This is a genomic window from Klebsiella sp. C239 (assembly GCF_048822715.1).
Taxonomy (GTDB): Bacteria; Pseudomonadota; Gammaproteobacteria; order Enterobacterales; family Enterobacteriaceae; genus Klebsiella; species Klebsiella quasipneumoniae.
Genome location: NZ_JBMEZK010000005.1, coordinates 13,333 through 26,291, shown reverse-complemented (window position 1 = coordinate 26,291; position 12,959 = coordinate 13,333). Strand labels below are relative to the sequence as shown.

At 57.9% G+C, this 12,959-nt stretch carries 12 protein-coding genes; 1 reads left to right on the top strand and 11 read right to left on the bottom strand.

The annotated features are described in order from the left end of the window. Positions 1 to 14 precede the first annotated feature (14 nt). Complete coding sequence (locus ACOI6Z_RS14640) at positions 15 to 1,700, top strand: aspartate:alanine antiporter (RefSeq protein WP_004179131.1); 1,686 nt, start codon at positions 15 to 17, stop codon at positions 1,698 to 1,700. A 221-nt stretch (positions 1,701 to 1,921) separates the two neighbouring features. Here the strand turns inward: ACOI6Z_RS14640 and ACOI6Z_RS14635 are convergent, their stop codons facing one another. The 11 genes from ACOI6Z_RS14635 to ACOI6Z_RS14585 form a co-directional block, all read right to left on the bottom strand. Beyond that, the gene (locus tag ACOI6Z_RS14635) at positions 1,922 to 2,140 is read right to left on the bottom strand and encodes an ogr/Delta-like zinc finger family protein (protein WP_004223962.1); all 219 of its coding nucleotides are present in this window, start codon (positions 2,138 to 2,140) and stop codon (positions 1,922 to 1,924) included. Positions 2,141 to 2,227: 87 nt separating this feature from the next. Beyond that, the gene (locus tag ACOI6Z_RS14630; protein WP_416380886.1) at positions 2,228 to 3,313 is read right to left on the bottom strand and encodes a phage late control D family protein; all 1,086 of its coding nucleotides are present in this window, start codon (positions 3,311 to 3,313) and stop codon (positions 2,228 to 2,230) included. 5 nt (positions 3,314 to 3,318) lie between these two features. Continuing rightward, entirely contained in the window at positions 3,319 to 3,804 is a 486-nt protein-coding gene (locus tag ACOI6Z_RS14625) for a phage tail protein (RefSeq protein WP_334261640.1), read from the bottom strand. Then, complete coding sequence (locus tag ACOI6Z_RS14620) at positions 3,801 to 6,428, bottom strand: phage tail tape measure protein (protein WP_420687437.1); 2,628 nt, start codon at positions 6,426 to 6,428, stop codon at positions 3,801 to 3,803. The genes ACOI6Z_RS14625 and ACOI6Z_RS14620 overlap by 4 nt, the downstream gene beginning before the upstream one ends. Then, complete coding sequence (locus ACOI6Z_RS14615; RefSeq protein ID WP_002896220.1) at positions 6,421 to 6,540, bottom strand: GpE family phage tail protein; 120 nt, start codon at positions 6,538 to 6,540, stop codon at positions 6,421 to 6,423. Before ACOI6Z_RS14615 ends, ACOI6Z_RS14620 begins: the two co-directional genes overlap by 8 nt. Before the next feature lie 14 nt (positions 6,541 to 6,554). Continuing rightward, positions 6,555 to 6,854 (bottom strand): phage tail assembly protein, encoded by a 300-nt coding sequence (locus ACOI6Z_RS14610; protein WP_098362948.1) that lies wholly within the window; start codon positions 6,852 to 6,854, stop codon positions 6,555 to 6,557. A gap of 52 nt (positions 6,855 to 6,906) precedes the next feature. Then, positions 6,907 to 7,422 (bottom strand): phage major tail tube protein, encoded by a 516-nt coding sequence (locus tag ACOI6Z_RS14605; protein ID WP_023318906.1) that lies wholly within the window; start codon positions 7,420 to 7,422, stop codon positions 6,907 to 6,909. A 9-nt stretch (positions 7,423 to 7,431) separates the two neighbouring features. Then, entirely contained in the window at positions 7,432 to 8,604 is a 1,173-nt protein-coding gene (locus tag ACOI6Z_RS14600; protein WP_334261642.1) for a phage tail sheath protein, read from the bottom strand. Positions 8,605 to 8,750: 146 nt separating this feature from the next. Beyond that, a complete protein-coding gene (locus ACOI6Z_RS14595) occupies positions 8,751 to 9,830 on the bottom strand; it encodes a phage tail protein (protein WP_334261643.1) in 1,080 nt (359 codons plus the stop codon). Positions 9,831 to 9,881: 51 nt separating this feature from the next. Continuing rightward, positions 9,882 to 11,000 carry a hypothetical protein gene (locus tag ACOI6Z_RS14590; protein WP_420687436.1) on the bottom strand — a complete coding sequence of 373 codons (1,119 nt, stop codon included), beginning with the start codon at positions 10,998 to 11,000 and terminating at the stop codon, positions 9,882 to 9,884. A 9-nt stretch (positions 11,001 to 11,009) separates the two neighbouring features. Further along, entirely contained in the window at positions 11,010 to 12,959 is a 1,950-nt protein-coding gene (locus tag ACOI6Z_RS14585) for a CotH kinase family protein (RefSeq protein WP_420687435.1), read from the bottom strand.

Below are 12,959 nucleotides of genomic sequence, written 5' to 3'. Positions count from 1 at the left end.
AGAAGTTGGCTTTCGTGAATATAAACGTCGCAGATTTGTTAAACGGGAATTACATCCTGTTATTATTCGTTGTACTTGCATTAGGACTATGCCTGGGAAAACTGCGTCTCGGCTCAGTACAACTTGGTAATTCCATTGGCGTTTTAGTCGTTTCTCTATTATTAGGTCAGCAGCATTTCGCGATTAACACCGATGCCCTTAATCTCGGCTTTATGTTGTTTATTTTTTGCGTCGGCGTGGAAGCCGGTCCTAACTTTTTTTCGATTTTTTTCCGCGACGGGAAAAACTATCTGATGCTGGCCCTGGTGATGGTCGGCAGCGCGATGCTGATCGCCATGGTGCTGGGTAAAGTGTTCGGCTGGGATATCGGGCTCACCGCCGGTATGCTGGCGGGGGCGATGACCTCCACCCCGGTGCTGGTGGGCGCGGGGGACACCCTGCGCCATTTCGGCCTGCCCAGCGATCAGCTGGCGCAGTCGCTTGACCACCTGAGCCTCGGCTATGCCCTGACCTACCTGGTTGGTCTGGTGAGCCTGATCGTCGGCGCCCGCTATATGCCCAAGCTGCAGCATCAGGATCTGCAGACCAGCGCCCAGCAAATCGCCCGCGAGCGCGGCCTCGATACCGATTCCAAACGTAAAGTCTACCTGCCGGTGATCCGCGCCTATCGCGTCGGCCCGGAGCTGGTGGCATGGGCGGATGGCAAAAATCTGCGCGAGCTGGGCATTTATCGCCAGACCGGCTGCTATATCGAACGCATCCGCCGCAACGGCATTCTGGCCAACCCGGACGGCGACGCGGTGCTGCAGATGGGCGACGATATTGCGCTGGTGGGCTACCCGGACGCGCACGCCCGCCTCGACCCGAGCTTCCGCAACGGTAAAGAGGTTTTCGACCGCGACCTGCTCGACATGCGCATCGTCACCGAAGAGATTGTGGTCAAAAACCACAACGCCGTCGGCCGCCGCCTGGCGCAGCTCAAGCTTACCGATCACGGCTGCTTCCTGAACCGGGTCATTCGCAGCCAGATCGAGATGCCTATCGACGACAACGTGGTGCTGAACAAAGGCGACGTGCTGCAGGTCAGCGGCGACGCCCGCCGCGTGAAGACCGTAGCCGACCGCATCGGCTTTATCTCCATTCACAGCCAGGTGACCGATCTCCTCGCCTTCTGCGCCTTCTTTATCGTCGGCCTGATGATCGGCATGATCACCTTCCAGTTCAGCTCCTTCAGCTTCGGCATCGGCAACGCCGCCGGCCTGCTGTTCGCCGGCATCATGCTTGGCTTCCTGCGCGCCAACCACCCAACCTTTGGCTATATCCCGCAGGGGGCGCTGAACATGGTGAAAGAGTTTGGTCTGATGGTGTTTATGGCCGGGGTCGGGCTCAGCGCCGGGGCCGGGATCAATAACGGGCTGGGCGCCGTCGGCGGCCAGATGCTGGCGGCCGGGCTTATCGTCAGCCTGGTGCCGGTGGTAATCTGCTTCCTGTTCGGCGCCTACGTGCTGCGCATGAACCGGGCGATGCTGTTCGGCGCCATGATGGGGGCCCGCACCTGCGCCCCGGCGATGGAGATCATCAGCGATACCGCGCGCAGCAACATCCCGGCGCTCGGCTATGCGGGCACCTACGCCATCGCCAACGTGCTGCTCACCCTCGCCGGGACGCTCATCGTGATCATCTGGCCAGGGCTACAATAAATTTTTTGCGAAAAAAGCCGCCACAGGCAGAACTTTTTCTCAGGGCATCAGTCATAAGTAATGCCACTGCTTTTCTTTGATGTCCCCATTTTGTGGAGCCCATCAACCCCGCCACTTCGGTTCAAGGTTGATGGGTTTTTTGTTGCCTGAATTTTACAGCCTTTAAAATCATTGAGTTACAAACTCTCTTTTTAAGTCATGGCGACAAAGTGGCGACAGCCTCAAAGAGCCAGCGCAGCCTGGCCTGAATTTGTGGGGTGAGGCTGCACAGGATGGGCCTCTTTAGGTGTAGAAATTGAGCGAACAAAAGTCTCATGCGTTACGAACGTATGGCTGCAGTTGATATTCTGGCACTGGTTGTAACGTTCTTTGGTCATTGAAGAGACCTGGAAACTGCTGCGAGTATGGGCTGCACTTCCACATAATGGGCAAATCATCATTTTTACGTTCCCGCCATTTTTGCTGAAATCGCAATAATGATACAACATTATTTCACTTTGTGAACTTTTAGTTCTCTTTTGAAAACCTCAGTCCATTACTAAATCATCAATTTTCACTTCCAGCTCGATACTGGTTGTAAATCCGCTATCCGGGTTGACGGTGTGCGTTAACGTGGTGATGGTCCAGCTGGCGTCATCAATGGGTTGTTTAAAGCCAGTGACCTTCACGGGCATTTCCGTATAGAGATCCGCGCGGCCTTCTGCCAGTTGCAGGGAAAATGACGCCACACCACGCTGCAGCCGCTCCCAGTTCATTTTTGCAGCCCGCTCTGCATTACTTCGGTTCGCATAGGTCCGGTTCAGAACCAGCACATTTTCATCCGTCCCGATCAGGTAATCCCCCTGCTTTGCTTCCGGCTCTTTGGGTTTTGTCGTCTTCCGGCGGCGCTTCACCTTAGCCGTTTCTTTCTTTTCCGGTTCCCGCGTATGCAGCCAGTGAGCTATAACCCCGGTATACGCTCCCCTGTCCGCCAGGCTGAACCGGTGGCTGTCACCGTCCTTACGGGAAATAGTGATGACCGGCAGCGCTTTACCACTTGCCGTTTTTCCCTGCCCCTGCCGGATAAACAGCAGATTACTATCCTTCACCGAGGCAATCGCACCGTACTGCCGCGCCAGCTTCATCAAAAAACTCGCATCGCTTTCGTTGGTCTGATCAAGGTGGTCCAGTGCCTGCGCAGCAACATCTTTGCCGATGGCAACCTTCAGACTGTGCCGCGTGGCAATCTCCTTAACCACCTCGCCCACCGTCGTTTTGTGCCATGACTTTTCACGCCTGACATTCAGCGTCTCCCTGAAATCAGCGCTGCGGGCACGGATTGTCAGTCGGTCCGGGCTGCCGCTATGTTCGATCTCATCAACGGTAAACTTTCCTTTTGAATACAACGGCTCACCTTTCCATCCCAACGCCAGAGAAATCACCACGCCACGACGCGGCATAATTACCAGCCCGTCCGTGTCGTCCAACTCCAGATCGAGCTGGTCAGCTTCAAATCCGCGGTTGTCGGTCAGCGTCATACCCAGCAGGCGCTTATCCAGCGTCTGCGTGGCATCCTTACCCTCTATCACGATGCGAAAGGCCGGGGTCTTGCTGAGGTTGAGTAAATCAGTCATCTCGCTCACTGCAGTAACCCTCCTACCGTGGTTCTGATATTCCCGATCGCTGCCGCTGCGGAGTCCTGCAGACTGCTAAGCTGGTCGCTCAGGCTGCCTAACATTTCGGACAGCGACTCATCAACACGCTTAAGCCCCAGCGAAAACTCTATTTTTCTCGCTTCACCGCTGGCGAAAAATTCCGTTTTTGTCTGGCTCAGGTTTTCAATCACGTACATACCGTAGATGGTCCCGCCGCCCTCGATCAGCGGCCAGGCCTTTCCCTGCTCCGCCATCAGCTCCAGCGCCAGCAGCGACAACATGCCGCCGGTCACTTCCGGCATGAGGACGCCGGAGAGCGTCAGCTGATCGTTATCTGGCCCCAAAAATTGCGTTGTCGGACGGCGATTAACGCGGTTGTTGGTAACGTGCCGCCAGTTCCGCTGATACTGCAGTTGCTGATAGGGAACCGTGCGCAGCTGAAACACAAACAGGCCCAGGACCATCATCATGAATCGTACCCCCCTTGATCGCTGAAATTGCTGCGGGCCTTAGCCCTCATGCGGCGCTCACGCTCATCGAGCTGTCGCGCAACCTCCCGCGCAATATCCTGCGGACTCTGGCCTGGTTGCGCCTGGATAATAATTTGTGCCTGGGTTTCAAACTGAAATACCGGCCGCGTGCCTGCCGGTTTTTCTGCTGCCGGACGATAGGATGCTACCGGCAGACTCATTGGATGAAGCGGCGCAGCCTCTGCAGGCATAGCTCCCCCCATAATTCCGGCGACAACGGACGCCAGCGCTGCCGTCCTCCGGCGGCTGGTCACATAGGCCGGGCCGTTAATCAGTTCCGGGCCATTCTCGCCAGCAATGCCCACCTGCCCGCGTGGAATATAGCCGCCGCTGTCATACATCCCCGCGAAAAATCCACCTGCGCCTTTTTGCTGGGGTGCGCCTGGCGATTTGTCTCCGCCGGTCATCCAGTCCGGCAGGTAGCTTTTCACCGATGCCAGCTTGCTCTTGAGCGTCTCCCACTTCTCATTGATACCGCTCAGGATTCCGTCAATGATCGCGCCGCCCACCGCTTTAAACTTCGCGGGCAGTGCGGCAACATCACTCAGAATTTCATCCCATTTGCTGCTGATGGTCTGCTTAATCACAGCCCATACCCTGGATACCCCGGATGAGATGGCGTCCCACATTGCTTTGAATTTTGGCCCCAGCGTTTCCCAGTTCTGCCAGATATAAATGGCTCCCATCGCAATCAGGCCAATTATCGCCAGAATGGGGTTAGCCATCATCAACCTGCCCAGCCACAGGATCGCCTGGCCCGCACCGCCGATGACTTGCTTAATCAGACCAAAAGCTGACACAAACTTAATTCCCAGAACCCCAGCGCTCACCCGTACTACCGCCATCGGCCCCAGAATAGATGCCAGCACCAGCGACAACACGCCCGCAGCGGTAGCTACCACGGCAAACACCGCCGCAATCTTAAACAGCGCCGCCGTCAATTGCGGATGCCTCTTAACAAAACCATCCAGCGCGGACGCCAGATTTCCCAGCCAGTCCGCAATATTTTTCAGTACCGGCGCGACGGTTTCACCGATACTCGCCATGGCGTTAGTAAACGAGCCGCCAGCGGCTTCCCATTTATTCCCCAGGGTATTAAGGGACGCCTCGACGCGCTCGCGCAGGGTTGCCTGGTTCTCCAGTTTTGCCACGGTTTCGCGGTAGCCCTCGATACCTTTTGTAGTCATGATGCTCAGCGCTTTTAGCACTTCGTTATCATTACCAAACAGGGCTTTCATCGTCGCAAGCTTTGTTTCTGGATTTAGTTTTTCAAGCTTATCTAACTGTGCGTACATCTTTTCCAAGCCGCCAAATCCGCCTTTCCCGTCGGAAAAATCAAACTTGATACCTTTGCCTTTCAGCTCATCGTTTACACTCTTAATCTTTTTAGCATCCAGCGTGGCCTGAAAAATTTTACGGTAGGCATTACCCGCTGATTCTCCGGCCATCCCCGCCTGATCAGCCATGACCAAAAGAGGGCTGAAGGTTTTAGCAGCATCAAGCCCCCTCTGCTTGATAATCTCCATTGCACTGCTGATATTTGCAAAACCCTGCAGCATATTACCGGGGTCAACGCCCGCGTAATAACCTCGCTGGATCACGTCCATCAGGCTCATCATGTCTCTTTCGGTGGTCTGCGTGGCGTCCTGCAGTTTCGCAGCGAACTCGGCGGCATCCGTCGGGGCCATCTGCAGCTGTACGCCGAGATACGCCGCCGACTCACCCAGCCCGCCCAGGATGACCTGCGCAGACATACCCTGACGGCGTAACATGGTCATCATGTTCTGAAAGTCTGCCGTGGTGCCGGGTAGCCGGTCACCCAGGGCGATCGCCAGCATGTTTAGCTTCGCAAACTCCGGCGCCACCTTTCCGCCCGGCCCCATCATGGAGCCTGCCAGCTGGTTAGCCGCGTTCTCTGATTCCGAGTAGGCGCGAATAGGCGCCATCAGCGTTGCGCCCGTTGTCACCCCGGCGGCCATCATCCCGGCCCCGTTCCCCGCCAGGTTGTTACGCACGTCGCGCATCTTGTCCGCTTTGGCCCTGACTGCATTCAGCTTGCGCTGGCGCTCGCCCACGTCCCGCAAGCGTCGCTCCTGCTCTGCCAGCTGTTTGTTATAGCGATCCGTTTCGCGGGTAATACGTGCCGTTTCACGGGCACCGCCGCCCGCAGAGATGCCGAGGCGGTACAGCTCCGCCCTTGCTGCCGCCATCTGCCGCGTTTCCTGCCCCTGTTTTTGCTCCAGACGTGACACGGCCCGCCATTGCGTTTCAAGCGCTGCCGTCTGCTTTTTCGTGGGGGATTCCAGGGCTGACATTTCGCGGGTCATCATCTGCGCACGCAGCCGCGCCTGGTCCAGTTCGTTACTGGTCCGGCTCAGGCTCTGCGACAGCTGATCGAAAGATTTTAACTGGCCCCCTGCATCGTTCAGCCTCTTAAGCTGTTCGCGGGTCTGCCGGACGGCGGAGACCAGCTCCTTAGAGCCAGCCTGCGCAACTTTTAAAGGGCGGGTGAGTTTATCAACCGCATTCAGAACCACCTGCAGACGCAGGTTCTTATCACTCATCGCTGGCCCCGCTTCGCATTATCGCTCTGTGCCGCCACTCCAGCACCTCCGTGAGCGGCATAACGTCAGTGACGGACGGCGGCCAGTGAAAGATCGTGGCGATATCCGCCACCAGGTCATCTACCGTCAGGCTGTCGGCAAATCGGCAAACGCCGACTTCGGCAACAAAAAAAGGACAACCTCGATCGACATCGCGGCCAGGTCTGCCGGGTCAAGGTCCGCCATTTCCTGCGGGGTCAGCGTAGGTGTGGAGATGCGGGGGATCACGGTCATCATAGAGGCCACGTCCATCTCCATCACCGCCTGCAGCCGCGTACCGCGCAGCGCGCCGGATTGCGGCTTACGCAGCACAATTTCCGTAATCGTGGTATCACCGCGCGTGATCGGGCTATCCAGCTTCACCGTTGCTACTGTTTTCTCACTCATGCTCTTTCCCTGTTATGGGGGGGCTGGCGCGGCATCCCGCGCCAGTGCTGAATTAAAGGCCGATGGCGTTTCGGTGCTCTTCCATCAGGTCAACGCCGTCAACAATTTCAATCATGTTGATCGCATCGACCTCATAGAGCACTTCACCGTTAATGGTCAGCTTCGCGTAACAGTTAACGCTGCTGACTTTGGTGGAATTGCTCTCGCCGGTTTTCCACTCGCCGGAATCCACCTCTTTGTGGCGCCCACGGACGACCAGCTCAACGGCCTGCACTTCGCCGGTGTCGTCGCGCTGAATAGACCCTGTAAAGCGCAGCTGCACGCCGTCCACCGTGGCTTTGCCCATCTGTTTAAACAGAAGCGCCTCCGTACCGCCGATGGTCATTTCCGTATCCAGCGCGCCATCATCCAGCCCCAGATCAATACCGACTGAACCAGGCATGCCGCCGCCGCGGTAGTTTTCTAGCTTGCGGGTGAATTTCGGCAGGGTGACGGATTCAGCAATGCCCATCCAGTTGTTACCGGCGTTAAAAATATTCAGGTGTTTTAACTTGCGTGGTAAGGCCATGGGTCCCCCTTATGCGCTTACGCGGGTGGTGAAATCCACCAGGTAACGGTCAGTGATGCGCTGGCGCAGCATCAGGTTTTCCAGTGGCGGTACTGGCGTGTAGTCGTAGTCGATCCAGAGTTTCCCGGCTTTCAGCGTGTCTTTGTCATTCACACTGTCATCAATCCAGCAATCACCGCCGATGAGGTAGCCCTGATTCACCAGGCTGCGCATTTTGGCGCGGATGCCCTCGATAATGTCGCGGGCCAGCGACGGGTTAAGCGGCATGTCCACTGCCCACATATGGCCCTCTGCCATAGTGTCAGCGAGTACCTGCGCGGTGCGGGTGTAGTTTTCAAACTGGAAGAGCGGGTCATCGCTGAGGCAGCGTGAACCCCAGAAGCGGAAACCATCCTTGCGGATCAATGTGGTGACGTCATGCTGGTTCAGCAGCCCCGCATCGGTTGCCGGGTCTTGCAGGTCCCAGAACACATCCGCAGATAGCCCGGTAACGCCATTCACGCCCACGTTAGACAGGGTTTTGTGCCAGCCGGTCTGCTCGTCGATTTTTGCACGCAGGCCAAGAGCGCGGGCGGTGGCGTAAGCGGTCGCATCCGCCTGCAGCACCGAGTCAAAGTTGATAAAGTCAGGCCAGATCAGCATCCCTTCGCGCTGGCTGAAATTTTCGCGGTAGGCGATCGCCTCTTCCACGGTTTTACAGCCATAGGCAGACAGGTACGCAAATCCGCGCAGGCTCTGCGCCACGCTTAACAGCTCAGTGGATACGGCCTGCGTATCATGCCCCGGCACGCCGAGAATACGCGGCTTCACCCCCAGCTGCGACTGCGCCGAAAGCAGCGCCTTCATGCCGGTTTTCTTGCCGTCCGCGGTCACACCGCCGATGATGTTAGCGGTGGTTTCCGCTTCGGTTTCGCCCTGGGCAACACGCACCACTACGGTGACGGGTTTTGCCTGGTCTGCGATAGCGTCCAGTGAGCGGGCCAGCGTGCCGGACTCGCCCGCTTTGCCGCTGGCGGTCAGTACATCGGTAAGCAGTACCGGCTTATTGAGCGGAAACATAGACGCATCGGCATCATCGCCGGTGCATACCATGCCCACAATCGCCGTACTCACCGTCGTGATGGTTCGGGTGCCGTCGTTAACTTCTACAACGCGCACGCCGTGGTGATAGTCTTGCGCCATGAATGAATCTCCGGTTTAGGGGTTCACCCATGGTATGGAAATCATTCACCGCAAGCCGTTGATGCCCGTTGTACCGTGGATGGCACAAATGCAGGCAGAAAAAAGCCCCTTGTCGGGGCTGATTTATTCATGGTTTTACCCGGTAATCAGGCAACACGGCTCCAGCACATCAGCAGGATGTGATCCTCGACGACGCTGAATGATTTACCCTCGCCGAGGTTATCGGTTTTGCCGCTGACTGAGTGACCGTGACCGGGTACCGTGTATTCGTGGTCATGTTCACCTTCGTCAGAGGTATAGTTTCGCGTTCTGCGGCTGTCATTATCGGAGCCCACAATATAATTACTGTCCCAGGCCTCGCCTGGTCCCGCCATCCCGCCTTTGTGCTTATGTCCTCCGCCTCTGCCGGTTCTCAGTCTCTGCTCCTCCACCTCGGAGGCTGAGCCGGCTACATCAACCTGCACGGCGGGAAGATTCGCCCGCTGCAGGGTGACCGTATCGCTGCCGCCGGTGGCGCCGACGTTCGAACCGTCCGCTTTTGCCACGCGGATGGTTCTGTTCTCACCGGTATACGTCCACGTTGACCACGGGTAGCGTTCATTCGGGTCCACATGCTGACTGTAAAACCGGACCGTGCCGACAGGGTTTTCCGCTTCCCAGAAATCACGAATGGCGGTGCTGACCGCTGAGGTGATGGCCTCCCGCGTCTCATTCTCCAGAGTGGAAACTATGTCATCGGCATAATCTTTGGCGTTGTTCCCCGCCCGGCGGACTTCTTCCACCGTCGCCAGAATGACTGACGGGTCCGCAATCATCTGCACATCGGCAGTCTGACTCACCATCAGCCAGATGTTAATCACCTGAAAACGTCCCGACCCTTCCGCCAGAAGCGGCTTGTAGGATTCGGGCAGGTTCGCCACCGCCAGGCAGATGCCGGTTTCGTCAAAGAGTGCGGCCTCGCGTATCCAGAAGCCCCCGGCCTGCGGCGGCATTATCATTTCGGCGCGGATAACATTTGCCGCCTGGTCGGCGATGACCAGCCGGTTCAACGGTGCGCGGTACTGCTCGTTAATCAGGGCGGTCTGGTCCGGGGACGGCACCGGCAGGACGCCTCCCCCGTCACCGACGGCCATGTGAGTGATACCCAGAGGGATACCCTTCACCGCCGCAGCGGCCAGGCGTTCAGCCCCCTGCGCGGTCAGTATGGCGCTGAATTTTTTACTCATAAGGCAGTCCGTAATAGCGGGCTTCCCCGCCGGAGCGGGGCGGCCTCGGGATTAACTCAGGGGCGCGTAATAAACCGGGCGCAGACCCATCTCGGAGTTCAGCACCTCGATATTGTTGGCAAAGCCAAACTGGAAAATATCGTTCTTACCGCGCACAGGATGCATGCAGCTTGTCGCGCCCGCATTGTAGTTGACGGTGGACCCCGCCGGGACAATCGCCTTCCCGGTCAGGGACGGCCACACGCCATACAGCTCCAGAAGATTTTTTACCGCTTCCGGCAGCGTGTTCTGCGGCTGAACGAAAGTCCCGCCCCAGGCCGGGTGATAAAACTCGTTGTCAGCCAGCCCGGTGGTTTTTGTCACCGCCCGCACGCTGTTGGGGGTTGTGGCCACATAGTCTGCCGTGGTGGTGTTCCCTGTATGTGTCGGGGTGATAAAGGCCCCGGTCACCGCATGGATAGCGTACCAGCCCGGCACATCAGCGCCGTGCGCACTGAACACCGAGGAGGCGGCGAGCGCGGCCTCATTGCCGGTCCCGTAGAGCTGGATTTCACCGCCCACCACGCGCGCACCGTAGGTACGCTCCCAGACGTTTCCGGCAAGGTCGCTGATGCCGTTGTATTTTTTGTCCTGGCGATAAGAGACCGGACCGGAGCCGGTATAAATGCGCGGAGACTGTGAGGACAAATCGCCTGCCTCTTTGCCGTCGATACGGCGTCCGGTCTGGGTCGCATCCAGCGCGGACTTGCCGTACACATCGGCCCCCAGGGGACTGTACCGGCTTTTCACGGCCATCGCCTGCATCAGCGCCCACTCCACCGACGTCATGCCGTGCCAGGTGCTGCCCATCGCTTTCAGTAACGGGAAAAGGGTGGCACTGGTTGCGTTACAGGCATTCGCATCCACGTTGGGCAGACTCAGGACCTCGCCGTTCAGCACGCATCCCTGATAGGTTCCGACATACAGGTACGGGATTTCCCTGTCGCCCTGCTTAAAGGCCGGGTGTACGCCGGAAATCCCCAGCGCCGGGTTCAGGCTTTCGATACTCACCTTCGGGATAATGTTCACAAAGGTCGGCTGTCCCTTCGGGGTATACAGCACCGTCTGTTTTCCGCCCGAAGCCGCCTCAACGGAGGTCCGCAGCGCATCTTTGACTAAAATCGTGGTCATGGTGGGTCCTTACTGGTGGTAGCTGAAAAAAGTGTCCAGGTATGCAATACGCTGTCGGGTCCAGTCCATCATCTGGTCCAGACTGGTGATGCTCAGGGAGGGCACATTCGGCCATTTTTCATATTCAGCCTGCATCAGTTCCGGGGTGTAACGCCCCAGCAGGTCGCGGGCCAGCTCCAGCACGCCGCCCTGTGAAAGCAGGCCGTTATCCCGCAACTCCGCATAGCGGGCATTCATTTCCGCCTGGAAGGTGGTACGGACTTTCTTCCAGAAGGTGCGGTTGACCTGCATGGCGAGACCGTTATCAAACAGATTCAGGTCTGGCGGATAGGCTATCGACGTCCCGGCGTAATGCAGACCAAAGGTGGTATCCAGGTCATAGGGCATGAAAAACCATTTCGTGCCGTCCCAGGTGATAAACGTGGTGTTCTTCTGCACGCAGTCCGGGGCGCAGATAAAGCTGAGGAAGACGTAGAAATCCACCACGTTGTTTTTATCCAGATGTGTACCGGCGGCGGCGGTAAACGCATCCTGTGCGGACTGCGCGAAGTCCCGCCAGCGGTCGAGGCAGGCAGCCGTTTCCGCCGTGGGTTTCGAGGGTGAGTCCATCACCCAGGTGCCGTTATCCGTGAGCGCCGGGATGTTAATCGCCCCGTCCCAGATAATCATGATTTGCTCCGGGCTGTTTTTGGCGATGTTGTAATCCTTGCGCGACGAGTTGTAGAGAAAATCCCCGATGCCGTAAAACTCACCGTTGATATACAGCACGCAGGCGTACCCCTTCGGGCAGCCGATGGCACCGGTATCAATGGCGCTGGCCCCCAGCTTCCCCACATAGCTGTTATCAATATCCCGGCGCGGCCAGCCGCTGCGGGTCGCCATCACCTTCTGCCACAGGTTGTAGCAGAGCACATTGCGCAGGTGGGTCGAGTCAATCCAGTTCGCCTTGAAAATCCATTTGTCCTTTGGCACCACATCGCCGATTTTCAGGCTGACATTTTCGGTATGCGCCGCGTCGGCAAACAGCTCGAATTTCATGTTCTTTTTCGGATACCCCGCCGACGAGGCCCCCTGAACCTTGAAGGACACGTATGCCGTGAACATCTCCCCGTCGACGTCCACCTGTAAGGTGCCGTTAACCGGGTTGTCCTTGCTGGTCGGTGCGCCGCTGTCGGAGGTCACGTCCAGGCGAATCAGACCGCGCGGCTCACCGAAGGCAAACACGCCCGGATATTTCGCCTGCGCCTCCCGGTTTCCCGTGCCGCTGCCTGCCGCTGAGGGGTCGAAGCCGTCGAGCGGGAGCAGTTGACGGGCCAGCACCTGGAAGGCATAGAGGTTACTCAGCTGATGACTTTCCACCTCTTCGGGGGTGGCCTCCACCAGAGCCAGCGCCCGCATACCGGACTGAAACGCCAGCATCAGCGCCTGAATCTGGTCTGACTGACTTTTTTGCGAGGCGGCCATGCTGGTCACCTGCGCGGCCATCTCATCGAGACCGAGCTGCATCAGGGCGGCCGTCAGCGACTGGAGACCGGACTGCAACGCGGTCAGGCCATCCAGCGCCTCGCCGGTGTCCTGCTCCAGCTGCTGGCGCAGGGACGTAATCGCCTGCTGACTTGCCAGCGCATTCAGCCGGTTCGCCTGGCCGTTGCGCTTCTGGTAATAGATAAAGGCCAGCAGTTGCCCCTCGCTGTCAGGCACCACCACGCGAAAGAGTTTCCCCTCCGGCGTACCGGCAAGCCCCGCAACAGTACCGTCCGGGTCATCCGGGGTCATGAAGAAGGTGTAATCCCGGTAGTCCTGCAGCGACTCAACGGCGGTTTTTAAATAGCGGGTACGGTTCGCCAGCTGCCGGGCCTGTTTGTTTGACGGACCATAAATGCCGCCCTCCACCCGGTCTTCACGCGCCAGCAGGTAAACCTCATCTTCCCATTTCGTCTGTTCGTTAATTGCACTCAT